The sequence below is a fragment of the Streptomyces sp. NPDC059373 genome, assembly GCF_042751495.1.
In the GTDB taxonomy this organism is placed as follows: domain Bacteria; phylum Actinomycetota; class Actinomycetes; order Streptomycetales; family Streptomycetaceae; genus Actinacidiphila.
In genome coordinates this window covers 52,145-77,211 of the sequence record NZ_JBHYXC010000033.1, presented here as the reverse complement: position 1 = coordinate 77,211, position 25,067 = coordinate 52,145, and the positions used below count along the sequence as shown (strand labels likewise).

The window sequence follows — 25,067 nt, the reverse complement described above, 5'->3', positions numbered from 1 at the left end:
CAGCACCTACCGACGCCGCGCAACGGGCGCTGAAGCGGGGATGCCGCCGTGCGTGGCGAAACAGGTGACCAGACCGATCAGGAATCAAGAAGCGCCGGTCGCCGAGCCGCAACTAGCGTGATGGCCATGGCAACCATCGAATCCGTCACCCTCGACGTGGCCGACCCCACGACCGCCAACCGCTTCTACACCGCCGCCTTCGGTTTGGACACGCAGATACGCCTGCGGGCCTCGGAGGCACCCACAACCGGCTTCCGTGGGTTCACGCTGTCGCTCACGGTGTCCCAGCCGGCCACCGTCAACAGCCTCATCGACGCCGCCCTCGACGCCGGCGCCACGCCGCTGAAGCCTGCCGCGAAGTCGCTCTGGGGCTACGGCGGTGTCGTACAAGCCCCGGACGGGACGATCTGGAAGGTCGCGACCTCGGCGAAGAAGGACACCGGCCCAGCCACCCGGCAGATCGACGAGATCGTGCTCCTGCTGGGAGCCGCGGACGTGGCCGCGAGCAAGCGGTTCTACGTCGAACAAGGCCTTGCCGTGGCGAAGAGCTTCGGCCGCATGTACGTCGAGTTCGCTGCTGGGTCGAGTCCCGTCAAGCTGGCGCTGTACAGGCGCCGTGCCCTTGCCAAGGACGCCGGTGTCTCTCCCGACGGCACCGGATCGCACCGGCTCGTGATCGGCGGTGACGCCGGGCCTTTCACCGACCCGGACGGGTTCGCATGGGAGACCGCGTCGCCGGCACCCACGCCCTGATGTGTCACCGCGCGGCTCGCCGGCCATGGGGTTCGGGTACTGTCGCCGCCGAGCGGATACGTACATACGTACGTTTCGTTGCGGACGCCGAGCGAGCCTGCTGTGCCGCCCCGCACCTTGCCGACGAGGACGTCGGCGCGGGTGACCACAGACCGGGGCCTTCTATGAGGTCAGGGCGCAACGGTGGACGCATCCAGTCGGCGTAGGACTTCGAGGCTGTGGCTGCCGGCGGGGGCGGTCATCACCATGAGGGTCTGCCGGCGGTCCGGGGTGCGCAGGGTCTGCCAGTCGAGCGCGTACTGGCCGGCTGTGGGGTGGATGAGGGTCTTGGTGCCGTGGCTCTGGTAGGTGGCGTGGCGTTCGGCCCACCAGGTGCGGAAGTCGGGGTCTCGCAGTGACAGGTCGCCGATCAGCTCTGAGAGGCGGGGCTCGTCGTGGCCCTCGGCCGCAGTGCGGACGTACCCGACGCATATCCGGGCAATGTCGGACCAGTCCACGTAGCGCCCACGCACGGTGGGGTCGAGGAAGAGCAGGCGCAGGAAGTTGCGCTCGCGCCGGGGGAGTGCGGCGAAGTCGGTGAAGACCGCGGTGGCCAGGCGGTTCCAGGCGAGGATGTCCAGGTAGGGGCCCAGCAGTATGGCGGGGCTGTCTCGCAGATTGTCCAGCAGCATCTGGGTCTGCGGCAGGACCCGCTCGGCGCGGGGTCGGCTCGGCGGTTGCCGGTCGCTCTTGTTGGCCAGCCGGTACAGGTAGCTGCGCTCGTCCGGACCCAGGCGCAGGGCGGTGGCGAGGGCGTTGAGGACCGCCGGCGAGGCGCCGGGAAGGCGGCCCTGCTCCAGGCGCGTGTAGTAGTCGGTGCTGATCGTCGCGAGCTGCGCCACCTCCTCGCGCCGCAGTCCCGGCACCCGGCGTGGGCCGCCGGTATCGGCGAGGCCGACCGTGCTGGGGTCGATCTCGCTGCGGCGGGCTTTGAGGAAGGCCCCCAACTCCTCGGGGCTGCGGCTGCTTGTGCTCATGCCCACCATCCTCCCCCCGAAGAATCTGGGGTGCCTGGCTCAATTCCTTCCTAGGAAGAATCCTTCCCAGGAATCAGTTTGCCCTGGTCAGCGTGTCGGGGTGGAGCAACGATGGATGACATCCCCCCTTCCCCTGCCTGGATCAGAGGAACCATCATGCGTCAGGACATCGGCTTCCGGAGCAACGGCCGCCACCTGCTCGGCCACCTGTACCTGCCCGACCAGCGCGCCGCAGGCGAGCAGCTGCCGACCGTCGTGGTCGTCGGCCCGGCCTCCAGTACCAAGGGCCAGGTCCCGGCGGTCTACGCGCAGCGCCTGGGCGCGCTCGGATACGCCGCCCTCGCCTTCGACCACACCAGCTACGGCGAGAGTGAGGGCTACCCCCGCACCGACGAGGACCCGTTCACCAAGGTCGAGGACGTCAAGAACGCCGTCACCTTCCTGGCCCACCGCGCCGAGGTGGACGCCGCCTGGATCGCGGCGGTCGGTGTGTGCGCGGGCGGTGGCTACGCGCCCGCCGCCGCCGTGGCCGACCGGCGCATCAAGGCCGTGGCCACCACCAGCGGCCTGCCCGATCTGCGCGCCACCATCATGGCCGCGGGCGACTGGCAGGCGATCATGGGTGCGGCCCAGGGCGCCCGGGAGTCCTACGAGGCCACCGGCCGACCCACCTACGTCCCGTTCCTGGCCGACGGCCAACTCGACCCGTGGCGCGAGAACGGCAAGAAGTTCTACCTGACCGACCGCAACCAGGACCCGAACTGGCGCAACCAGACCCTGCTGTGGTCCTACGACAAGATGATCCAGTTCTCCGCGCTGGACACCATCGAGCTGCTCGCCCCCACTGCGCTCCTGCTGATCGCCGGAACCGAGGCCGAGACCCTGGTCCAGAGCGAGGCCGCCTACGCCAAGGCCCACGAGCCCAAGGAACTCTTCCTGATCGAGGGCGGCACGCACTTCGACTTCTACGACCGGCCCGAGTACGTCGACCCCGCCATCGCCAAGATCGACGCGTTCCTCAAGCAGCACCTGTAATCCCGGCCGCATCGCCCGCTCTGCCGCCGCGGACCGTCCAGGCTTGCGGCGATACGAGCCCCCTTGACGCGATCCTGCAGCGTCCTGGTAGGGCCGAGCTCATGATGCGTCAGCCCCCCGGGCGGGTGGCTCCGCCGCGTCCTGCGCGTCCCGGATCCGCCCGCGGTGCAACTGGGACCGTCCGGCTCGGTCGGGTGCGCACTTGTCTCCCGGCGCGGCGCGGCGCGGCACGGCAGTCCGGACAGGTGTGGTTGCGGGCCGCCTCACGAACCGCCGGCGGCACTGCTCGCGTCACGGATTCCTCACCGCGGCGGCCGCCCCGTTCCTGGCCGCCGGCGCCCGGTTGCCCACCGCCCTGTCGTCAGCGCGGGCGCCGGTGCGACGGCTCATCGCCTGGCGGACACAGATGGCGCTGGGCCAGCGGTTCGAGCGGCTGCGGGTCGTCGATGACCCACCGACAGAAGGACAGCGGTTCCTGCTCGCCGGCGGCCTGGGCAAACTCGCAGCCGGTGAGGACGTCCGGAACCTGACCCGGGCCCGAGCCGAGGAGTTGAGACTGCCGGCATTCGACTTCTGGCTGCTCGACTCCCGGCTCATGCTCACGTTCCACGCCGACGACGCGGACGAGACCCTCGGGATCGAGTTCATCGACGACCCCGCCGCCGTCCTGATGGCTTGCCAGGTCCGGGATCGTGCACGGCCCTGCAGCGTGGTGGCCCTGGGCGGACGATATGCGGAACACCCAAGTGCATCGGGCCCGCCGTCTGAACCTGTGGCTGGAGGATCGCCGCCGGCCCGGTGGCATCTTGCGCCCGCTGCCTCAGTGTCCGGACCGGACCGACGCGGAGGCTTTCGTACGTCCCAGAGCCCTGCTTGCAGAAGCCCTGCACGAAGACGCCCGCGTGACGCGGAAGGGCGTCCTGGACGCAGCGATCCACTCGGTCGCCGCAGCCGGCACCCGCTGCGGCAGGACGTGGGATCACGGGAGAACTGGCCCAAGCTGATGAGAGGCGCTGCGAGAGCCTTCGCCGGTATCACTCCGGCGCGGCGACCGTGTCTGCCGGAGACGACGACCGCACTGCGCCTCAATCCCCACCGCGGCCCGCGGCTGAAGGCCGGCAAGATGCCCGACGGCGATCTGCCGCACCGGCAGACCTGGCTGTCGGAGCCCCGGAGTCGGGGGCGAGAACGCCATCGAGCGCCTGCTCGGAGGTTCAGCGCCGGTTTCACCGGAGGGGATGCAGCGGCCGCCGACCCGTGTGAGGGGCGGTCACCGGCGCAACCCCCGGCACCGCCGACGAGTTGAGCGGAGCCACCGTGGAGGTCCGCCGCCGAAACCCCGGCAACCTTTCCGGACCCCGCGACCACTGATGAGTCGGAAGCTCCCTTCTCCCGGGCCTCACACGAGCCACGTGTTCTCCCGACCTGCGTAAGGACTCATCCGTGGCGTCCCCTTCCCACCGCCGTTCCCTCCGTAAGCGGCGCACTGTCCTCGTCTGCACCGCGGCCGTGGCGGCCGCCGGGCTCGTCGCATCCCTGGTCATGGCTTTCCGCGCCCACCGCGAGGCCGACGCCGGGCATGCCGCGGCCACGCCCATCGCCAGCACCCAGGTGATCGTCCAGCCAACGCCGCCAAAGCGGAAGCCGTCCGCGGCGTCCCCGACCGCGAAGGCCAGCGCGACCACCCCGGCGGCTGGTGCGACCACCCCGCCTGCGCAACCATCGGCCACGAGCACTCCGCGGACGGCTTCCGCCGCGGCACCGTTGGCGGGCCGGATTCGGCCCAAGGTCACCTATCGAGGAGTCGCCACCTTCTACGACGCCGGGACCGGCGACGGCGCCTGCCTGTACGGCCCAAGCGATGACCTCATGATCGCGGCGATGAACCACACCGACTACGAGTCATCCAAGGCGTGTGGGGCGTACGTGCTCGTCCGCGCGGCCAACGGCGCCTCCGTCACGGTCCGGATCACCAACGAATGCCCACTACCCTGCGCACCCGGCCAACTCGACCTCAGCGCACCGGCCTTCGCCAAACTCGCCGACCCCTCGCTCGGTCGGATCCCGGTCACGTGGAGCCTGCTGAGCCCCAGCACCTCCGACACGATCTCGATCCGGTACAAGACCGGGTCCAGCCGCTCGTGGTGCGGCATCCAGGTGATCGACCACCGGAATCCGCTGGCGCGGCTGGAGGTCCGCGCCGGCGGCAGCGGCTGGCGTCAGCTGCCCCGTACCGACTACAACTACTTCCTCTCCGACCACGGCAGCGGGTGCGGCGGCGCCATCAGGATCACCGACATCTACGGAGAACAACTGGCAATCAACGGGATCGCACTGCGGCCGGATGTCGTGCAGCCGACCCGGGTCCAATTCGCCGAACACTGAGCCGTTTCCAACCTGGCAGCCGGTCGGCAGGGCTCGGTCCGCAGGTGGCGGAAGGCGGCGAGGTCGCGGATGGGGAAGCGGTCGTAGCGACTGAGTACTTCAGTCGGCCGACGAGCGCGACGGGTGGCGGGACCGAGCTCAGCTATCACCTGCGTGACGTGAGCTGGGAGGGGTGGACGCCGGGTGGTCCAGGCCGGCGCCGTAGGCGGCGATTTCGAGTTGGGCCCGGTCGCGAGCGGCGGAACTTCATCAGCAGGCGTCCAGCCGGGCACGGGAGTCCAGGATCTCCACCGCGTGCAGGTGATCGATACGCAAGGCCATGGTCGTGTCCTCCCGTCGTAGGGCTTTCGTCGTAGCCGTCGGCGCCTGTCAACGCCGGGCCCAGGGCCGTACGGTCCCGAACCCCGGCCTTCAGAGCGGCTCGCGGCTCGCGGCCCGCCGGCGGGAGGCGTCAATCTCGGTGTAGGCCTGGTTGCGGCCCTCCCAGTGGGAGCCCTCGACGGACTTGCCGGGCTCGAGGTCCTTGTAGACCTCGAAGAAGTGGGTGATCTCCAGTCGGTCGAACTCGGGGATGTCGCCGATGTCCTGGGCATAGGAGTAGCGCGGGTCGTGGGCGGGGACGCACAGCACCTTCTCGTCCATGCCCTTTTCGTCGCGCATGACGAACATGCCGACCGCCCGGCACTCGATGACGCAGCCCGGGAAGGTCGGGTCACCGGTGATGACGAGGGCGTCCAGAGGGTCGCCGTCGCTGCCGAGGGTGCCGTCGATGTAGCCGTAGTCGGCCGGGTACTGGGTGGAGGTGAACAGCATCCGGTCCAGCCGGATCCGGCCCAGCTCATGGTCCATCTCGTAATGGTTGCGCGACCCCTGAGGGATCTCCACGATCACGTCGAACTCCATCGCGGCCTCCTTTGTCTCTGGCCGTTGGTCCGGGGCGGCAGTACGGGGACCGGCGTCACCGCACAAGGGGGTGCGTGATGCTCTCGTCCACCGGGCCGGGCGGGAAGGCCTGGGAGGCGCGAGCGTCTTCCACGGACACGACGGATTCGACGCCACCGCGTACGTCACGAGCGCCTGGCGCACGTGGCGCGGACGGGCCGTGCGCGGTGGTGATCGTGGACGACGAGCAGCGGCTGCGCGCCTTCCTGCTGTCCGTGGCGGACGTAATGGAGCACCCTGGCCGTGCCGGCCCAGGTCGAGGTGCACCACCCCGCGCGCCCTGCGGATGAGCCGGTTGACAGGCACAATTCCTCCTGGCCACACCTCGACCAGGGACCGTCAGCGGATGCCCCGCGGTTGCGGTGAGCCCATCACCAGCACGCCTGCACGTACCCCACCAGTCTGCGCCGCCGCCGCGCCAGGCGCAGCACCCCGCCCGAGGCGTGGCACTCCTTCCCAAAGTCGACGGCTGTCGGAAGGCGCCGTACTTGCCCGCACCTGCGCCGCGCGGTCTGTACTACTGCGGCGGTTGAACCATCCCCTGACCGGTGAAGTGCGCCCGTGGTTGCTGCACGGGCGCGGTCTGGCTCGACGAGCGCACCGCTTCCTCCCACGCCACAATGATCACAATGGCATCAGGCTTCGCGCCGGGAGGAAACTATGGCCAGGCACGCCTGGACCGGGCATACCAGGATCCATGCGGTGTCCGGGCTTTTCGTGGCCACGGCCGTCGCCCTCGCGGGTTGCTCATCCTCCGGTGGCTCTCCCGACGACCTCTCCAGGTCCGCCACAGGCCAGGCCACCGCAGAGGATCCCGGCTCCTCTCCTCCCGCTGAAGGCTCCGGACGGCAGCGGCAGGAGGGACGCCACGATCCCGGCGGTGTCCAGGGAGGTTTGAGCAATGCCGGAAACGTTTCTGCCCATGGCGCTGGTAATTATCCTTTTGTGCAAATCACCGTGGAGGTCAGCAAGGGGACTTTCACCGGCACCGTACGACAGGTCACTCTCTGTACGCCGGGCGCGCCGAGTCTGACGGCCGCGCCCGCCACGTCACAGGAGTTCCACGTGAGTGCCGGATCGCAGGCGGACCGTAGCTTTGTGTTCCCCCAGAAGGCCTCGGTCCCCTTCAAGGTGCTGACGTTCTGCGCCAGGCTGTACGACACCGCCGGCCACTTCCTGAAGTTCCAAGGCAAGATCGACGGTCCCCAGACCCCTGAGGGGAGCCAGGGCGGCCAGGGCGATCAAGGCGGCCAGGGCGGCCAGGGTGGCCAGGGCGATCAAGGCGGTCAGGGCGGGGGCAGCACCCCCGGCCCCGGGACCGGGAGCACGCCCTGAACGCGGAAGACGGCGCCGGCACCCGCTCTTGGACCTCGTGGATCAAGACGCTCGCCTCATTCGTAGCACCCACCACCTTCATCACTGCCCTGCTGCTCTTCTTCGGGTTCGCGTACACCGACTCGTTGTACGAATATTTCGGCATCGACGCCGCCACCCTGGCGTTCTCCACCCAGGGCTATCTGCTGCGCAGCTCCGCGGCGCTCTTCCTGCCTGCGGGCGTGGTGCTGTCGGTAGCTCTCGTCGCCGTGCTCTGCCACTCCCTGGTCGAACACCTCGTAGCCCGGCAGTCTCACCTGCTGCCCCGTGCCCGCCGCGTGTGCCAGGCATTGATGGCACTCGCCCCAGCGGTGTTCCTTCTGGGCCTCCTTGCCGGCCTCAACGTCCTCTGGCGACGCTCACCCATGGCCGCGCCACTGCTGCTGGGCGGCGCTCTGGCACTGTTCGTATACGCGCACCTGCTGGCCGTGCGCTGCACGGGCGCCCCGTACCCGCTGGCCCGCGAGAAGGCGGCGCTCACGGCCACCGCGGCTCTGATCGCTCTGTGTTCCTTCTGGGCGACCAGCAATTTCGCCCACCTCAAGGGACAGAGCGACGCCAAGCAGCTCGCGGCGCATCTCTGGCTACGCCCGGCCGTGGTCCTGGACACCACCGAACGCTTCTACCTGTCATGGAGCGGCCTGGTGGAAACCTCCCTACCTGAAGCCACCCCGGGCCAGCACTTCCGCTACCGCTACCGAGGCCTACGACTGCTGGCCCAGTCCGGAGACCGGATGTTCCTCATCCCGAACAACTGGACCTGGCGCGATGGCGACGTACTCGTCATCCCGTCCGGCTCGGGCGTACGAGTCGCATTCCATGCCGGCTGAACGCCACGGTCCCTTCACGGACTCTGAGTCGTCGAATCAATGTTGCAGATGCGGCCTTTTGTTCCATTTGTGATGTTATGGGATCAGTGCGAGGCTCTGAGGTATGGCAAACACGAGGCTGGTTCCCCTCCCGGGCAGCGAGCGCAGTGCGCCTGCCGATGCGCGTGCGGTCGGGACGGTGGACGATTCAGAACGCATCGAAGTCACGCTGGTCCTACGCCGGCGCGCCGAAATCCCCGACGACCTGATCGAAGGTCCGGGCACGATCACGCAGGAAGAGCTGGCTGAGCGCTACGGGGCCGATCCAGCAGACATCGAGATGGTGCGGCGCACCATCCAGGAGCATGGACTCACCGTGACAGAGGCCGATCAGGGGTCGCGCCGGATCAAGATCGCCGGCACTCTGGCGCAGCTGCGTGCTGTGGTGGACGCGGACTCGCTGAGACTGGTGAGCAGCCCGGATCCGGCCACCGGACGCGCGGTCGAACACCGTCAGCGGACCGGCGACCTTCGCATCCTGCCTGACTGGGACGGCGTGGTGGTCGGCGTGCTGGGTCTCGACGACCGCCCACAGGCGCGTCCGCACCTCCGGCGCATGGAGCCGCACGCTGCCCACACGTCGTACTCGCCGGTGGACCTCGGCAAGATCTACGGCTTCCCGCAGGGCACGGACGGCACCGGGCACACTGTGGCCGTCATCGAACTGGAAGCCGGCTTCACCCAGGGCGACCTGGACACCTATTTCTCCGGACTGGGTATCACTCCCACTCCCACGGTGGTCGCAGTCGGCGTGGACGGTGCGAGCAACGCCCCCCAGGGGGATCCCAGTGGCGCAGACGGGGAAGTGCTGCTCGACATCGAGGTGATCGGCGCGCTCGCGCCCGGCGCTCGCCAGATCGTCTACTTCGCCCCCAACACCGCCCAGGGCTTCGCCGACGCCGTCACCACCGCAGTACACGCGGACCCGACACCCACCGCGGTGAGCATCAGCTGGGGCGCCCCGGAGAACCGGTGGGCCCGACAGGGCCGCGCCATCTTCGACGCGGCGCTGGCCGACGCCGCAGCCATGGGTGTCACCGTGTGCGTGGCCGCGGGTGACAACGGCAGCAGCGACGGCGAGGCGGACGGACGGTCGCACACCGACTTCCCGGCCTCCAGCCCCCGCGCCCTGGCCTGCGGAGGAACACGCCTCGACGCCGACCCCGCTGCCGGCACAGTGACGTCGGAGACCGTATGGAACAACGGCAACGGATCGGCCTCCGGCGGCGGGGTGAGCCGTGCATTCCCTATGCCTTCCTGGCAGGCCCATGCCGGCGTACCCAACGGCCACAGCCACCCGCGCGGACGCGGCGTGCCGGATGTGGCGGGCGACGCCGACCCGGCCACCGGGTACAAGGTGCTCATCGACGGCGAAGAGCACGTCATCGGCGGCACGAGTGCCGTTGCACCGCTGTGGGCCGCACTGAGCTGCCGACTCTCCCAAGCGCTCGGCCGCCCACTCGGCATGCTCCAGCCCGTCTTGTACGCCGGCGCCACACCGGGGCACAGCCCTGCCGGCTTCCGCGACATCACCCAGGGCGACATCGGCGCCTTCGCCGCCGGGCCCGGCTGGGATGCTTGCACCGGCCTCGGCGTCCCGAAGGGTACCGAGCTGCTCGAACGTCTCACGGCCCCAGCCGTCCCCTCATAGCGGAGCAAGACCTCGCTGTGCCGCCCCCCAGGCAAGCCTCTGGCGGGCGGTACAGTGCCTGACAACAGCCCGGCCGTGTTCTGGACCAGTGACTTCGTCGTCCAGTGCAGCGGCGACATCGGGTCGCTCCGCTCGTTCGGCTCGACCCGCGCGAGCAGGGCCGGCACCGGATCCGGGTCCACGTTCTCAGTGCTCTTGCGGCCGCCGCCCGGTTTCCTGACGCGCCCGTCCGGCAGCGGCCCCTCGCCGGCTTCCCATTCGAAGGCACCCTTGCGGACGTTCGTCTCGCTGATCCCGGCGGCCTGTGCGACGGCGCGTACGCCGCCGTGTCCCCAAAGCCTGGCCCCGGCCGCCGGCGTCAGGGGCCGCGGCCGCTCGTTCACATGTGGCAGCAACACCTCGAACCGCACGGTCAGTTGGTTGAATCCATCCCCCAAGACGGCCATACCACCTCAAGGAGGCCGTCCAGGTGAGGTCGCACCGCGGTGGTGACGGGGGCGGTGGCCGAAGCGTCACCGCGGGGCGGCGGCGGTGTGGCGGAGTCCGTCGGACAGGAGGCGCACTACTGCTTGTGCTCCGGCTTCCCAGCCGGGCTGGTCGTGTGAGGCGCAGATGCCACCCATGGCGCGGAAGACGGTCTCCGGTGTGACGTCCGCGCGGATCGCGCCGGATGTGACCCCGGCGGTCATGAGCCGGTCGATCGCCTCGATCATGGCGGCTCGGGCTTGGCCGAACACCGGCGATCCGAGGTCCATGACCGTCTTCAGGGCGACGGCCATGCTCCGGCTCGCGGCGGAGTGGTCGACCAGCTGCTGCAGGAACGCGCGGAGCGCCTCCTCGGGGGAGAGGGTCTCCAGAAGGCGCGGCGCCGCGTCGCACAGGTCCTGCACCCGCTGGTCGTAGACGGCCTCGATGACGGCCTCTCGGGTTGCGAAGTGGCGGTAGAACGTGCCGACTCCTACCCCCGCCCGGCGGGCGATCTCCTCGACGCGGATGTCCACCTCCCCGGCGGTGAAGGCCTCGCGCGCCGCCCTCACGAGGGCGTCGCGGTTGCGCAGGGCGTGAGCGCGCAGCGGCTTGCCTGCTGCTGTCCGCGGCACCGGGTCCGGGCGCGGGTGGTGGGTGTCCAACGCCGTGTTTCCTCCTGCTCCGCGCCGGTCGGCTTCGCCGGGGCTCCAGCCCGGCCTGCTTCCCCCACCATACCGGAACCTGGTTCCGCTATGCTTACCGGAATCAGGTTCCGATTTTGTGGATCGGCACCCCGCAGGGGGGTGGCGCCGCTCGGAGACACACCGCCGCACCGCTCCCCGACATCCGGAAGGCAGCCTCATGCACCACACCACGTTCGGCCGACGCACGGGCCTACGCGTCTCCGAGTACGCGCTCGGCACCGCCAACTTCGGCACCGCGCCCGGCGCAGGCGCGGGCCCCGAGCAGGCCCGAGCGATCTTCGACGCCTTCGCGGAGGCGGGCGGCACGTTCATCGACAGCGCCGACCACTACCAGGGCGGACAGGCCGAGATCGTGCTCGGCGATCTGCTCGCCGCCGACCGCGACCAGTTCGTGGTGGCGACCAAGTACACCCGTGGCAGCGCAGGACACACCCGGATCAACGACACCGGCAACAGCCGCAAGACGATGATCCGCTCGCTGGAAGCGAGCCTGAAGCGGCTCAGGACCGACTACGTCGACGTCTACTGGGCCCACCTGCCCGACACCATCACCCCCGTGGACGAGATCGTCGCCGCCTTCGACGACCTGGTCCGCGCGGGCAAGATCCTGCACGGCGGCCTGTCCAACTTCCCCGCCTGGCGGGTGGCGACCGCCGCCACCATCGCCGAGCTGCGCGACCGGGCCCCGGTCATCGGCATACAGGTCGAGTACAGCCTCGCCGACCGCACCGCCGAACGCGAACTGCTGCCGATGGCCGAAGCGTTCGGTCTCGGCGCCGCCCTGTACGCCCCGCTGGCGGGCGGCCTGCTGACCGGCAAATACCGGCTCAGCCGCGAGGGCCGCCTCAGCAGGTGGGGCGCCGGTGTGCACACCGAGGACAGCGAACACACGACCGCCGTCCTCGATGGCGTCCTCGCCGTCGCCGAGGAGTCCGGGACAAGCGCCGCCCAGGTCTCGGTGGCGTGGCTTCGGGCCCGCGCCGCCCGGGCCTCCACCGCTCTCGTCCCCGTCATCGGCCCGCGCACCACCGCGCAGCTGGACGAGTACCTTGCCGCGCTCGACCTCGTCCTCTCCGACGAGCAGTACGATCGGTTGGACCAGGCCAGCACGGTCGCGCTCGGCACCCCGCACGAGACGGCTGCCGCCGGCCTCGCAGCCGGCCTCGGCGGCGACGCCGAGCGCATCCGCCGGCACCCCGTCCCCGTGATCTGACCGCAGCCCGGCCGCACCTCAACTCTTTTAGCGGGCACTGGTGCTTGCCCCGGGCTTTCACGTGGGCTGGGTGTCCTCCAGGACACCTCGCGCCGAGGTGAATCACCTCACATCGAAAAAGTGATAGATCGGCGCCGAATTCCAGGAGGTCTGGTCACGGTCGCTCCAGTCACGCCACTTCGGTTTGCCAATTTTTGTTATATCCGCCTTCTGATCGAATCGTCAGTCGCAAGCTTGTGCCCACGTCAGGGCGCTCTATACGGTCGGGGCGTTCGGGCTGCCGACCCAACTCCTATGTCCTGAGCCGTCGTTCGGATATGGGCGGATCGCTGTGCCTGTCCTCCCACCGCTTGCAAGGAGCTTTCCGTGCGTGAGACGTCAGCCCGTCCAAGTCGTTCCAGAAAGTCGAATGGTCTACGCCGTCTGACGCGTACCCGGCGCCGCATGGTGGCCGTGACCATCGCCGCCGCGGTCGCCGTGGGTGGCCTGGCGTGGATGACCTTCGGCCCGGCGAGTGCCGCCCCCGAAGCCGGCGCGGCGACCACCACGGCCACCAACGCCGGTGCCACGACCGCGTTCACCAGCTACGAGGCCGAAGCCGGCACCCTCGGCGGCGGTGCGACGAAGGTAGCGGTCACCTCCGCGCCCACCAGCAAGTACTCCAGTGCCGCCCTGGAGGCGTCCGGGCTCGCCTACGCCCACCTCGGCGCCACCGGGCAGTCGGTGCAGTGGACCAACAACACCAGCAAGCAGGTCAGTTACGTCAACGTCCGCGCCAGCATCCCGGACTCCTCGACGGGTGCCGGGATCACCGCGACGCTGGACCTGTACGTCAACGGCACGTTCCGGCAGGCGCTGAACCTCAACTCCAAGCAGACCTGGATCTACGAGGGCAGCGAATACAACAGCAGCACCGACGAGAACCCCGCGGACGGCGACCCCCGGGTCTTCTGGGACGAGTTCCACACCTTCATCACCGGCACCCCCATCGCCGCCGGCAGCACCATCCAGCTCAAGAAGGACTCGGCGAACACCGCGTCCTACTACAACGTCGATGTGATCGACGTGGAGAACCCGCCCGCGCCGATCGCGCAGCCGGCCAACTCCATCTCCATCACCAGCTGCGGCGCGGTCGCCAGCACCACGCCGACCAACGGCTCGGCGGCCAGCGGGGCGGTGGACAGCCGGGCCGCGATCCAGACCTGCATCAACCAGGCCCAGACCCAGAAGAAGATCCTCTGGATCCCGCAGGGCATCTTCTACGTGAAGGGCACCAGCAGCCTGACCGCCAAGGGCATCACGATCGCCGGCGCCGGGCAGTGGTACAGCACCATCTACCGCGATGTAACCCTGCCCGAGACCGCCGGCTTCGGGGCGCTGTTCAACGTGACGTCATGCACCGTCCAGGACTTCCACATCGACGCCAACGCCACCAGCCGCCACAACGGTGACGGCGGCGCCATGGACACCACCGGCACCAACTGGGTCGCCACCGGCCTGTGGACCCAGCACACCATGTCCGGCTTCTGGGCCTCGGGCACCGGCGGTACGGTGAAGAACAACCGCCTCACCGACATCTGGGCCGACGGCGTCAACGTGAACAACCAGGCGCTCAACACGTTCACGGGCACCAACCTGACCGTGACCAACAACTTCATCCGCGGCAGCGGCGACGACTCGCTGGCGATCAACTCCGTCGCCTACAAAGCCAGCGACCCGTCGCAGACCTACGCGCCGATGTCGAACGTCACCATGACCCACAACACCGCCATCGCCCCCTGGGGTGCCCACGGCATCGGCATCTACGGCGGCGGCGGCCACGTCGTCACCGACAACTACGTCGCCGACGCGGGGCGGATGATGGCCGTGACCGCCGGGGTGTTCAGCAGCAACGGCAGCAACCTGACCTCCGCGACGGTGTCCAACAACGTCATCGTCCGGTCCGGCGGCAACTCCTTCGGCCAAGGTACGCCCGCGATGATCATCGGCGACGCCGCCGCCGGCCAGAACAACGGAAGCATCAGCAACGTCACCGCGACCGGCAACACCATCTCCGACTCCCTGTACGACGCAATCGGCTTCACCAACTCCAACAACACGAAGCTGCAGAACAACACGATCACCAACCCCGGACGCAACGGCATCGTGATCGCACCGCCCAACTTCCCCGCGCCCAGCGGGTCCGCCACGATCACCGGTAACACCGTCACCGGACTGAAGTCCGGGACAACGGCATACGCGAAGAACTCCAGTACCTTCACCGCCACGGTGACCGGTAACAGCTGGCAGGGAGGCACCACCGCCGAGGCGCCGTACGGCGGGACCGCCGCCGCACTGCCCGGCACCGTGCAGGCCGAGAACTACGACACCGGAGGCCAGGGCGTCGGCTACAGCGTCTCCTCCGTCAACAACAGCCAGGCCTACCGCTCCGACGGCGTCAACCTCATGACCACCACCGACACCGGCGGCGGCTACAACCTCGGCTTCACGGCGAGCTCCCAGTGGTTCCGCTACACCGTCAAGCCGCTGGCGGCCGGCACGTACACGGTGACCCTCCGCGTCGCCGCGCCCTCGGCGGTGACCGGCGCGCTGCACCTGTCCAACTCCGCCGGCACGAACCTCAGCGGCGCGGTCAACATCCCCGCCACCGGTGACTACCAGAAGTGGGCCAACGTCACCGCCACCGTCACCCTCCCGGCCGGCCAGCAGGTCCTGACCCTCAACGAGGACAAGGCCGGCTGGAACATCAACTCCCTCGCCTTCGCCGACAAGAGCGCGTCCGCCGTCAACTCGTCGGCCTGGTACGAGGTCGTCAACCAGAGCAGCGGCAAGTGCGTGGACGCGGCCGGCTCCGGCACCGCCAACGGCACCGTCGTCCAGCAGTACACCTGCGTCGCCGCCGTCGCGAACCAGGAATGGCAGTTCGTCTCCGCCGGCTCCGGCTACTCCGAGGTGCTGAACCGCAACGCCGCGGCCCAGACCCAGGCATGGGACGTCATCGGCGGCGCCGCGGCCACTTCCGGAGCCAAGCTCCAGACCTGGTCCTACCACGCGGAAACCAACCAGCAATGGCAGGCCGTCGCCGAGACCGGCGGCACCTTCACGCTCGTCGCCCGCAACAACGGCCTGTGCCTGACCGCTCCCAGCACCGCCAACAACGCCCAGTTCCAGGTCAGCACCTGCAACGGCGGCACCGCGCAGTCCTTCCTCCTGTCCCCGCAAGCCTGACTCCGCAAGCCTGCCCCCACCGCGATGGCGGAACACGATGCCCGAATTCCACCCCGGGGTTCGGGCATCGCGCTGCGCAACCGCCGCCGTCACTTACCTCGCGAGCTCGAGAGCCGTGCTGGGCCTGCGAGGTCGCAGGCCAAACAGATCGGCTCACCTGGCCAGGGAGGCGTCCGCTCTGGCCAGGGCCGAGTGGAATGTCCTCCGGCGGGACCACAGGTCGCACTGCGTGAGCTCGCGGAACGACTCGGCTGATCGGCAGGAGCGGCCTATCCGCGTTCCTGCATCGCCCGATGCATCTGATCCATCGTCATGGGCCCGACGGGCAGGGGCCGGGGGGCGGCGTCGGTCCGTAGCCCGTCCAGCATGAATCGGATACCGCGCCGCCAGATGTCCGGGCGCACGCCGCCGGCGGCGTGGATCATGGCCGCGTTCGACCAGATCAGCAAGGGCAGGTCTTCGGGGACGAAATCCGGGCGCAGGGACCCGTGGTGTTGGGCGCGCTCGACGAGCTGCTTCGTCTGGGCGATCTGCTGGTCGCAGACCTCCATCAGGCGGGCGGTGTAGGGGAATCGGCGGGACACGATGTCGTTGAGTGCCGGGTCGCCGGCCTGCATCTCACCGATCTCCTCGACGTAGAGTACGAAGCCCTCCCAGGGGTCCGCGCAGGCACGGGCATGCTCGGCGGCGGCCTCGAGTCGGGGGGTCACCAACTCCGGGATCACCGCGTCGATGAGCGCCTCGCGGGTGGCGAACCGGTTGTAGAGGGTGCCGATGCTGACCCCCGCCCGCTGGGCGATCTCTTCCAGCGGCGCGCCGAGCCCGCGCACCTGGAAGACGTCGACAGCAGCGGCCGTCAGCTTCTCCAGATTGCGCTGAGCGTCACGCCGCAGTGCTGGTTTCGCCTCTGCGCTGTCCGGTTGCCGATCGGCCATGGCTGCACCCTCCCCGCCTCTGAAGTTGAGGTATTCCTCAGGATCAGCTGCTATGGTCTCAATATTAACTTGAGGCATGCCTCAAGTAATGTCTTCTTTGCAGGGAGCATCTCATGTCCAAGGTGATCACCATCCTCGGCGCAGGCCCTGGCCTCGGCGTTTCCGTAGCCCGCCGCTTCGGCCGCGAGGGATTCCGCGTTGCCCTGGTCGCCCGCCGCAAGGAACGGCTGGACGCGCTCGTCGGGGAACTGGCCGACGAAGGCATCGAGGCGGCGGCCTTCCCCGTGGACCTCACGGACTTCACAGCCGTCCCCGCCCTGGTGGCGTCGATCAAGGCGCGCTTCGGTCGGATCGACGTCGTCCAGTACGCCCCGATCGGATTGGACCTGCTGTTCACGCCCGCGGCAGAACTGTCCGGGGAGAGGCTGCGGACGCTGCTCGACCTGTTCACGGTGACCCCAGTCACGGTCGTCCAGGCTGTCCTGCCCGAGATGATCGAACGCGGCGACGGAGCCATCCTGGTCACCCACGGTTCCACGGCCGCCCAGCCGATCCCGAACATGAGCGGCCTCGGCCCGGCCATGGCGGCCACCCGCAACTACCTCTACTCCCTCCACGGCGAGTTGGCCGACAAGGGGATCTACGTGGGGACCCTGACCGTCGGGGCCGTGATCGCGCGCAGCGCCGGTCACCGGGCCATCACCTCCGGCGACATGCCCTTCGAGTTGCCGCAGGGTACCGAATTCCCGGTCGTCGACCCCGACGACCTCGCCGCGCAGTACTGGGACATGTACACCCGACGCGACGGGGTCGAGCGGGTGAACCCGACGGTCGAGCTCGCGCCGGTCGCCTGAGCCTGCCGGTGCCCACGAACTCCCCTTTAGGGAAGGGATCCAGGGACTGGTGGGCGCGGGCGAGGATCATGGCGCCTTCCCATGTGCTGAGCAGGAGCGTGGCGAGCCCGCGGGCCTGTTCCGTGGAGGAGACTCCATAACCTTCCAGGCCCGTTTTGCAGAGCCGACATAGCTGTGCCGATCGTTTTACTAAGGAGTCGTGTCATGACTACCGTCTTCGTCACCGGCGGTTCAGGGTTCGTCGGGAGCCGGCTGATTACCCGCCTGATCAAGCACGGGTACGCCGTCCGCGCACTGGCACGCAGTGACGCTGCGGCCGGCAAGGTCAAAGACCTGGGCGCCGTCCCGGTGCGGGGGGACCTGACAGACGTGGCCGGCCTGCGCGCCGCCGCAGCAGGGAGCGAGCTGGCCTTCCATTCCGCAGCCCGCGTCGCCGGCCCGGGCACCCGCAAGCAGTTCTGGGCCGACAACGTCGACGGCACCGCCAACCTCGTGCGCGCCGTGCGCGAGGCCGGGGTGCGACGACTGGTCCACGTGGGCACCGAGGCAGCCCTCATGAACGGCCAGCCGCTGGTCAATGTGGACGAGTCGGCCCCGCTGCGGCCGGACTCGCGCGCCCACTACGCCGCGTCCAAGGCAGCCGCTGAACAGGTCGTGATCACGGCCAACGGCAGCCTGGAGACCGTCGTGCTGCGTCCGCGTTTCGTCTGGGGCGCGGGAGACACCTCGGTGCTGCCCACACTGGTGGCCGTGGTCAACAGCGGCCGCTTCGCATGGATCGGTGGCGGCCGGCACCTCACCGAAACCACGCATGTCGACAACGTCGTGGAAGGGCTGATGCTCGCGGCTGAGCGGGGACGCCCCGGCCAGGCGTACTTCGTGACCGACGGGGCGCCCGTCGTCTTCCGCGACTTCCTCACCGAGCTGCTGGCCACCCAGGGCGTCTCCGCGCCAACTCGATCCCTGCCCTACGCCGTGGCCAAGACGGTCGCCGCAGCCGGCGAAACACTCTGGCGCAACCTGCCACTCAAGGGCGCGCCCCCGCTGGACTACCTGAGCATGTGGGTGTCCAGCCGCGAGTGCACCATCGACATCACCAAAGCACGCGCCGAACTCGGCTACCAGCCCATCAAGACCCAGCAGCAGGGACTGGCCGAACTGCGCTGACGCCGGACAGGAGTCAGAGCCGTGACTTGAGCCGCCTGCCGATCGGCACGTTGGCCACCGGCGCGACGCCGGTCACCGGCCGCTGATTCCGTTTGCTCACGTGCCCGGCTTCGGGTGTGACCAGAGAGCGGTGTGAATTCGTTCGATGGGCCCGGCTGTCCGGGCAAGTGCAGATCTCGGGCCGGCCTACTCCGGCGGACGCGCGGCACCTCGCCTGCCCGGGGCCAGCAGGACGAGCACGTCCCCGGGCCGGGGGAGCGGTGTGCTGCCTTCCGTGACCGGTTCGAGGCGGCCGTCCCGCTGTACCAGGAACAACAGATCGGAGCCGAGCGGCAGCGCATCGCCGGCGGGCTGGGCAAGGACGGCCGCCCCGTCGTCGTACCGGCGGGAGAGAGTGGGCCAGGTCAGATCCGCGCCGAACAGGACCTCGCCGCCGATGAACGGCGCCACCACGCCGTGGCTGTCGGGGGGTGCGTTGAGGCGGTGGACCGTCCCCTCCACGCTGCCGCGCAGCATCGCAGCCGCCAGGGCGTTGAAGTCGTCCTCGGCGGTGAGGAAGTACACCGCCGTGATGCCCTCCAGCTCGGCGGCCCCACCGGTGGCGGCGGCCAGCAGCTCACCGGGCGCGAGCTCGATCCCGGCCTGCCGGATGCGTTCGCGCTGTTCCTCCTCCCCTGCCCACATCAGCACCTCCAGCCCTGCTGACTTCAGGGCAACGCCCAGGTCGACCACCCAGGGGTCACCGCCGACCAGCAACGGACGGGAGCGGGACGGGCGCACGACACGCAGGCGCCTGGCCACAGGTGAGGCGGTCAGGCCGTAGAGCGTCACGGTCGCGACGATGACGACGAATGTGGCGGGGAGGATCTTCGACGCGCCGCCGATCCCCTTGGCCACCAGGCTGGCCGAGAACGTCGACGCGGTGGCGGCCGCCACGATTCCGCGCGGCGCCATCCAGCCGATGAAGCCCCGCTCGCCCCGAGTGAGGTCGGTGCCGAGGGTGGACACGGCCGCGACCAGTGGCCTGACGGCCAGCACCAGAATGGCGGCGAGCCCTAGCGCGGGCAGCCCCACGTGGCGCAGCGACTGCGGGGTGACGGTGGCCGAGATCGAGATGAAGAGCAGGCCGAGGATCAGGTTGACCAGGGTCTCGAAGAACGGCCGACGCGCAGGGACGTCGAAGCCGGGGAGGTTGGCTACAGCCAGGCCCATCACCACGGCGGCGATGAGTCCCGTGTCGTCGCGCAGGACATCACAGAACGCCGCCACACCGACCACCGCGGCGAGCTGCGCCGTGGTGCCCAGCACCTCGCCGAGCCGCAGCAACCGGAACAGCGCCCACAGCAGAGCCGCCCCGACCACGCCCCCGGCCGCTCCGACGCCCACGCTGGCGAGGAAGCCTCCCGCCACGCTGCCGAAGTGGTGGCCCGTGCTCGCCACGACCGCGTGGAAGACCAGTGCTCCCAGGATGCCGCCGACCGGGTCGATGAGGGAGCCTTCCCAGATCAGAACGCGCTGGAGCCGGTCCTTGGGTCGTACGAAGCTGAGCAGCGGTCCGACGACCGTCGGCCCCGAGACCACGAGGATCGCGCCGATCATGACGGCCGCCTGCTGGGACATCCCCAGCAGCGGAGCGGCGAGGAGCGTGCCGAGCAGCCAGGTGATCAGGACACCGATCCAGATCAGCCGCACGACGACACGGCGGGTGTGCCCCTTCAGCCTCGCCAGGTCCAGCCCGAGACCCGCGTCGTAGAGGATCACGGCGACGGCCAGCGACACCAGCGGTGAGAACGCCGGCCCCAGCAGCTGCTCGGGGTTGACGTCGTCGATCAGCGCGCCGGCGGCGAAGCCGACCGGCAGCAGGACGATGAGGGCGGGGATTCGCAGGCGGCTCGCCAGGATCTGCGATCCGACGGCGAGGACCAGGATCAGGCCCACGCCGATGAGCACCTGGTTCGTCGTCACGGGTGGGCCCTTCGGTGCGTGGTGGTGGGTCGAGCCGGTGCTCTTGCCGGCCGGCTGCGCGACGGGCCGGGTGAGGCCCCGACGGAGGGCCACGTGAGTGTCGGGTAGATCTCCATGCGGAGCGGGCCGACGAAGGGCACCCCGGACAGGAGGAGGAATAGGACGGCCCACGAGTCGGTGGTGGCGCTCCTGGCCCGCATGACGCATGACGCATGGCTGTGGCGGCGGTGACCAGTCCTCAGGGCTGCCCCAGTGCGGCGAAACCCGTGGGGGTCCACATCGAAACGTGATCCTCGGCCCGATGAGGATCAGGTCGGGGACCGTGACGGTGCCGTCACTCTTCCCACGGCGTGATCCCCCACCGGACGGTGTGCTGATCGCCGGGGCCGAGGCTGACGAGACCGGTGCCGCTGCGGAAGGCGTCCGGCGGGCAGGTCATCGGCTCGATGGCGACCGCTCGACGGCGCACGCCCGGCGGGAGGGTGTCGCCGGTGTAGAGCTGCACGTAGTCCGCGCCTTCACCGAGCCACACGTCGGTACCGAACGCACCCGACGGGTGGGCCAGGCGGACCACGGCCCGGCCGTCCGCGTCCCGGTCGAGGTCGCCGAACGGAGTGTCCAGCCGGAGCGCTCCGACAGCCCGTGGCGTACGCAGGTCGTACGGCGTCCCGGCGACGGGCTCGGCGGCCACCGGCAGGCCGCGCTCGTCGGTGCGCAACCATGTCCGTGCGGGGACGGTCAGCAGCGTCTGGTCGACGACCGCGGTGCCCGCGTTGACGTAGGGATGGTGGCCGAAGCCGTAGGGTGCGGCGCTCGCGTCGAGGTTGCGCGCGGTGACGGCGACCTCGAGCCCGCTCTCGCCGAGGGCGTACTCGGCACGGACGTGGAGGTGGAAGGGGTAGCCCGGCTGCGGCCACAGCGGAACGTCAAGGACGGCCCGGCTGTCGCTCGCCTCCACGACCCGCCACGCGACCCACCGGAGCAACCCGTGGATGGCGTTGCCGCCGACCGGCTCGGTGAGCGGAAGCTGCATGTCCCGGCCGTCCCAGCGATACTGACCGTCCCGGATCCGATTGGGCCACGGCACCAGGATCTGACCGCGCCCGCCGCTGATCAGGTCCTGCTCGGCGAATCCTTCCACCACGGCGCGTTCACCGACCGAGTACGACCGGAGGGCCGCGCCCAGCTCGACGATGACGGCACTGTGCGCGCCGTGGCGGAGGGTCACTTGCCGTCCGGTGCGGCTTTCCTGCACGCGTGCCCTCCTCAGCCCGCCCGGGCGCGTCCTCGGACACAGGCGTAGTGGTGGCCTGCGGTGTCGGCCCCCTCGTCGGGAGCGTGCGGTCCCGCACCGGCCCGGTCAAGCGTGACACGTCCTGCGGGCGGAATCGCCCGGCACGTTCGCCCACTGGGGCCACAGGCGCTTCCGATGCCTTCTGGACGCGACTACGGCGTCCCTGCCGCCCGAGCGCCCGCCTCGAGAGCGGTCGGTAAGCCCAGCGCGGCGCTCGGCGCCGGCGCCCGCGGCTCCGGGCCGCCTGACCAAGTCCACGGCGGCGGGTTTGCGGCCGGTCCCCATTGCGCCGCAAGGGTGCCGGCCGGCCGACTGCCGTCTTCGACGACCGTGGGCGAGCGGTCGTCGACCGCTGCGGCGTGGCACGGCCGACCGGGCTGTCCGATAGTGGACGCAGGGGGCTTTCTCGAGACTTCGGGAGCAGCAATGGACCGCTACCCTCCCATCGCCGAGCACGGCCTGGTGGGTGACCTGCAGACCGCCGCGCTCGTCTCGTCGCAGGGCGTCGTCGACTGGTTCGCCGCTCCCAGGTTCGACTCGCCCAGCATCTTCGCCGCCCTGCTCGACCATGACGGCGGCGGCTACATGCGGCTCGCCCCCGACAATCCCGACGTGACCTGCAAGCAGCTCTACTACCCCGACACGGCCATTCTGGTGACCCGATTCATGTCGGCGGACGGCGTGGGCGAGGTCGTCGACTTCATGCCCCCGGACCAGACCCGTACCGCGACCGACCGTCACACCCTGATCCGGGTGGTGCGTGCCGTAAGGGGGACCGTCGACTTCACGCTCGAGTGCCGGCCGCGCTTCGACTACGCCCGGGCCGAGCACCAGGTGGAGCTCGGCGAGAACGCCGCTCTGTTCCGGGCCCCGGGGATGGACGCGCACCTGCAGACCACCTTCCCGCTGGAGCAGGACGGCCGGGACGCGCGCGGCAAAGTGACGCTGAGCGCCGGCGAGTCCGGCGGCGCCGTCTTCACCGTCTGCGCATCCGGCGGCGAGGCGCCAGAACCCCTCACGGTCGACGGACTCACCGCACAGGTCGACGCCACCGGCCTCTTCTGGCAGCACTGGCTGCAGCAGTCCCGCTACCGGGGCCGCTGGCCCGAGCTGGTGCACCGCTCGGTCATCACCCTCAAGCTCCTCACCTACGCCCCTACCGGTGCCCTGGTCGCCGCGGCCACCATGGGCCTGCCCGAGCAGGTCGGCGGTGAGCGCAACTGGGACTACCGGTTCACCTGGGTACGTGACGGCGCGCTGTCCGTGCGGGCCATGCTGGACCTCGGCTTCGTCGAGGAGGCCACCGCCTTCGTTCACTGGCTCGTCGACAGGCTGCACGAGCGGGAGGGCAAGGAGGAAGAGCCGCTCCAGACGATGTACCGGATCGACGGCAACCCCGACCTGCCGGAGGAGACCCTCGAACACTTCGAGGGCTACCGCGGCTCCTACCCCGTCCGCATCGGCAACGGCGCCGCCGACCAGCTCCAGCTGGACATCTACGGCGAGGCCCTCTACGCGATGTCCCAAGGCCGCGAGATCGGGCAGCAGGCCACCTACCGGGGATGGAAGGCGATGAGCAAGACGCTGGACTGGTTGGCCGACGCCTGGGACCGGCCGGACGAGGGCATCTGGGAAACCCGCGGCGGCCGCCAGGACTTCACCTACAGCCGGGTGATGTCATGGGTCGCATTCGACCAGGGAATCAGCCTGGCCGAGCACTTCCGCAGGCCCGCCGACCTGGAAAAGTGGCGCAGCGCCAGGGACGCCATCCTCGAGCAGGTCATGGAAAAGGGCTGGAGCGAGAAGGAGGGCGCCTTCGTCCAGCACTACGGCGGCGACGTCCTGGACGCTTCCCTGCTGCTCATGCCCAGGGTCGAATTCATCGCCCCGCAGGACCCGGCGTGGCTCTCCACGCTCGACGCCATGGACCGCAAACTCGTCTCCGACAGCCTCGTCTACCGCTACGACCCGGCGGCGTCGCCGGACGGGCTGCGCGGCTCGGAGGGCACCTTCAGTCTCTGCACCTTCCTCTACGTCGACGCTCTGGCCCGGGCGGGGCGACTGTCCCAGGCCCGTTACACCTTCGAGAAGATGCAGACCTACGCCAACCACGTCGGGCTCTTCGCCGAGGAGGTCGGTCCGAACGGGGAGCAACTGGGCAACTTCCCGCAGGCGTTCACCCATCTGTCGCTCATCATGGCGGCCACCACCCTCGACAAGGCGCTCGACGCGGAGCAAGGGCGCTGACCCATGGTCACGCACGCCCGTCCGGCAGGACCGCCACGGCTGACCGAGGACGAGTTCGGCGTGCTGTACCGGCGCCTGCGCTCGCGCTCCGCCTGGGCGTCGGGGGACCGCGGTGCTCTGGACGCGCTCACCCCTGCCCGGGTGGTGGCCGCCACCCAGGAGGTGCGGACCGGCCGGACGGTCACGCTCGCCGCACCGGTGGAGACGCTGCCCGGTCCGGACAACCCGGAACCCGCCAGGCACCGGATGAGCGGGCAGCCGCAGGAAGACGCCTCCACCGGGCTCCACTTCGCGATGGACAGCTTCGCGATGAACGTGCACGGCGACGCCGACAGCCATATCGACGCCCTGTGCCACGTGATCTACGACGGCACGCTGCACGGCGGCGTGGCCGCGAGCAGCATCACGGCGGGCGGGGCCACGGCGCTGTCCATCGAGGCGGCACGTAACGGGATCGTCGGACGCGGCGTGCTGCTGGACATCCCGCGGCTGCGCGGCGTGCCGTGGCTCGAACCGGGTGATCACGTGACCGCCGATGACCTCGCCGCGGCCGAGACCGCCCAGCACGTCCATGTGACCGAGGGCGACCTCCTGTTCGTCCGTGTCGGCCACCGCCGACGCCGCGCCGAACTGGGAGCGTGGCACGCGGCACGTGAGCGCGCCGGGCTCCATCCGTCCGCCATGGAGTTCCTGGCGGACCGACGGGTGGCCGTGCTCGGCGGCGACGGGAACAACGACACCGCCCCGAGCTCCACCGAGGGCGTCGACTTCCCCGTGCATGTGCTGGCGGTCCACGCCATGGGCCTTCACCTGCTGGACTACCTGCAGTTCGAGGACCTGGCTCCGGCCTGCGAGGCGGAGGGGCGCTGGTCGTTCCTCTGCGTGATCGCCCCGCTGAGGCTGCCGGACGCCACCGGCTCACCGGTCAATCCGATCGCCGTCCTCTGACGTCTCAGGCCCCGGGGCT

Annotated in this window: 19 protein-coding genes and 3 pseudogenes; 14 read left to right on the top strand and 8 right to left on the bottom strand. The window is 69.8% G+C overall.

The window, feature by feature from the left end:
- Both ACFXJ5_RS31765 and ACFXJ5_RS31760 read left to right on the top strand, forming a co-directional pair.
- A pseudogene (locus ACFXJ5_RS31765) lies at positions 1–121 on the top strand (AraC family transcriptional regulator); the annotation flags it as partial.
- A 5-nt stretch (positions 122–126) separates the two neighbouring features.
- Positions 127–753, top strand: coding sequence for a glyoxalase (locus tag ACFXJ5_RS31760; protein ID WP_384638708.1), 627 nt, complete (start codon positions 127–129; stop codon positions 751–753).
- A gap of 170 nt (positions 754–923) precedes the next feature.
- Here the strand turns inward: ACFXJ5_RS31760 and ACFXJ5_RS31755 are convergent, their stop codons facing one another.
- On the bottom strand, positions 924–1,769 hold the full coding sequence (locus ACFXJ5_RS31755) for a helix-turn-helix transcriptional regulator (RefSeq protein ID WP_384638706.1): 846 nt from the start codon (positions 1,767–1,769) through the stop codon (positions 924–926).
- A gap of 156 nt (positions 1,770–1,925) precedes the next feature.
- Here ACFXJ5_RS31755 and ACFXJ5_RS31750 point away from each other — a divergent pair, with 156 nt between their 5' ends.
- The 3 genes from ACFXJ5_RS31750 to ACFXJ5_RS31740 all read left to right on the top strand — a co-directional run bounded on the left by ACFXJ5_RS31750 (position 1,926) and on the right by ACFXJ5_RS31740 (position 5,189).
- Positions 1,926–2,804, top strand: a complete 879-nt coding sequence (locus tag ACFXJ5_RS31750; RefSeq protein WP_384638703.1) for an alpha/beta hydrolase — start codon at positions 1,926–1,928, stop codon at positions 2,802–2,804.
- A 247-nt stretch (positions 2,805–3,051) separates the two neighbouring features.
- Positions 3,052–4,110: a DUF6879 family protein gene (locus tag ACFXJ5_RS31745; protein WP_384638722.1), complete on the top strand. Its 1,059-nt coding sequence runs from the start codon at positions 3,052–3,054 to the stop codon at positions 4,108–4,110.
- A gap of 137 nt (positions 4,111–4,247) precedes the next feature.
- Positions 4,248–5,189 (top strand): expansin EXLX1 family cellulose-binding protein, encoded by a 942-nt coding sequence (locus ACFXJ5_RS31740; RefSeq protein WP_384638701.1) that lies wholly within the window; start codon positions 4,248–4,250, stop codon positions 5,187–5,189.
- A 411-nt stretch (positions 5,190–5,600) separates the two neighbouring features.
- Here the strand turns inward: ACFXJ5_RS31740 and ACFXJ5_RS31735 are convergent, their stop codons facing one another.
- Positions 5,601–6,092: an inorganic diphosphatase gene (locus ACFXJ5_RS31735; protein WP_384638698.1), complete on the bottom strand. Its 492-nt coding sequence runs from the start codon at positions 6,090–6,092 to the stop codon at positions 5,601–5,603.
- Between the two features lie 1,104 nt (positions 6,093–7,196).
- Here ACFXJ5_RS31735 and ACFXJ5_RS31730 point away from each other — a divergent pair.
- The 3 genes from ACFXJ5_RS31730 (at position 7,197) to ACFXJ5_RS31720 (ending at position 10,025) form a co-directional block, all read left to right on the top strand.
- Positions 7,197–7,466 (top strand): hypothetical protein, encoded by a 270-nt coding sequence (locus ACFXJ5_RS31730; RefSeq protein WP_384638695.1) that lies wholly within the window; start codon positions 7,197–7,199, stop codon positions 7,464–7,466.
- A 125-nt stretch (positions 7,467–7,591) separates the two neighbouring features.
- Positions 7,592–8,335: a hypothetical protein gene (locus ACFXJ5_RS31725; RefSeq protein ID WP_384638693.1), complete on the top strand. Its 744-nt coding sequence runs from the start codon at positions 7,592–7,594 to the stop codon at positions 8,333–8,335.
- A 178-nt stretch (positions 8,336–8,513) separates the two neighbouring features.
- Positions 8,514–10,025 carry a peptidase S53 gene (locus tag ACFXJ5_RS31720; RefSeq protein ID WP_384638691.1) on the top strand — a complete coding sequence of 504 codons (1,512 nt, stop codon included), beginning with the start codon at positions 8,514–8,516 and terminating at the stop codon, positions 10,023–10,025.
- A gap of 86 nt (positions 10,026–10,111) precedes the next feature.
- On the opposite strand, the pseudogene ACFXJ5_RS31715 reads toward ACFXJ5_RS31720, so the two are convergent.
- Positions 10,112–10,471: pseudogene (locus tag ACFXJ5_RS31715) on the bottom strand (ISAzo13 family transposase); the annotation flags it as partial.
- A gap of 66 nt (positions 10,472–10,537) precedes the next feature.
- A complete protein-coding gene (locus tag ACFXJ5_RS31710) occupies positions 10,538–11,155 on the bottom strand; it encodes a TetR/AcrR family transcriptional regulator (protein WP_384638688.1) in 618 nt (205 codons plus the stop codon).
- Between the two features lie 199 nt (positions 11,156–11,354).
- Here ACFXJ5_RS31710 and ACFXJ5_RS31705 point away from each other — a divergent pair, with 199 nt between their 5' ends.
- Positions 11,355–12,410, top strand: coding sequence for an aldo/keto reductase (locus tag ACFXJ5_RS31705; RefSeq protein WP_384638685.1), 1,056 nt, complete (start codon positions 11,355–11,357; stop codon positions 12,408–12,410).
- Between the two features lie 444 nt (positions 12,411–12,854).
- Positions 12,855–15,638: an RICIN domain-containing protein gene (locus tag ACFXJ5_RS31700; protein WP_384638682.1), complete on the top strand. Its 2,784-nt coding sequence runs from the start codon at positions 12,855–12,857 to the stop codon at positions 15,636–15,638.
- 269 nt (positions 15,639–15,907) lie between these two features.
- Here ACFXJ5_RS31700 and ACFXJ5_RS31695 read toward each other — a convergent pair whose 3' ends face one another.
- Complete coding sequence (locus tag ACFXJ5_RS31695; protein ID WP_384638680.1) at positions 15,908–16,573, bottom strand: TetR/AcrR family transcriptional regulator; 666 nt, start codon at positions 16,571–16,573, stop codon at positions 15,908–15,910.
- A gap of 113 nt (positions 16,574–16,686) precedes the next feature.
- Here ACFXJ5_RS31695 and ACFXJ5_RS31690 point away from each other — a divergent pair, with 113 nt between their 5' ends.
- Entirely contained in the window at positions 16,687–17,427 is a 741-nt protein-coding gene (locus ACFXJ5_RS31690) for an SDR family NAD(P)-dependent oxidoreductase (RefSeq protein WP_384638678.1), read from the top strand.
- 43 nt (positions 17,428–17,470) lie between these two features.
- On the opposite strand, the pseudogene ACFXJ5_RS31685 reads toward ACFXJ5_RS31690, so the two are convergent.
- A pseudogene (locus tag ACFXJ5_RS31685) lies at positions 17,471–17,581 on the bottom strand (LmrA/YxaF family transcription factor); the annotation flags it as partial.
- A gap of 50 nt (positions 17,582–17,631) precedes the next feature.
- On the opposite strand from ACFXJ5_RS31685, the gene ACFXJ5_RS31680 reads away from it, so the two are divergent.
- Positions 17,632–18,594, top strand: coding sequence for an NAD-dependent epimerase/dehydratase family protein (locus ACFXJ5_RS31680; protein WP_384638676.1), 963 nt, complete (start codon positions 17,632–17,634; stop codon positions 18,592–18,594).
- Positions 18,595–18,780: 186 nt separating this feature from the next.
- Here the strand turns inward: ACFXJ5_RS31680 and ACFXJ5_RS31675 are convergent, their stop codons facing one another.
- Both ACFXJ5_RS31675 and ACFXJ5_RS31670 read right to left on the bottom strand, forming a co-directional pair.
- On the bottom strand, positions 18,781–20,559 hold the full coding sequence (locus ACFXJ5_RS31675; protein WP_384638673.1) for a cation:proton antiporter: 1,779 nt from the start codon (positions 20,557–20,559) through the stop codon (positions 18,781–18,783).
- A 334-nt stretch (positions 20,560–20,893) separates the two neighbouring features.
- A complete protein-coding gene (locus ACFXJ5_RS31670; protein ID WP_384638671.1) occupies positions 20,894–21,814 on the bottom strand; it encodes an aldose 1-epimerase family protein in 921 nt (306 codons plus the stop codon).
- 465 nt (positions 21,815–22,279) lie between these two features.
- On the opposite strand from ACFXJ5_RS31670, the gene ACFXJ5_RS31665 reads away from it, so the two are divergent.
- Positions 22,280–24,100, top strand: coding sequence for a glycoside hydrolase family 15 protein (locus ACFXJ5_RS31665; protein ID WP_384638668.1), 1,821 nt, complete (start codon positions 22,280–22,282; stop codon positions 24,098–24,100).
- Between the two features lie 3 nt (positions 24,101–24,103).
- Complete coding sequence (locus ACFXJ5_RS31660) at positions 24,104–25,048, top strand: cyclase family protein (protein ID WP_384638665.1); 945 nt, start codon at positions 24,104–24,106, stop codon at positions 25,046–25,048.
- The last annotated feature ends 19 nt before the right edge of the window (positions 25,049–25,067 follow it).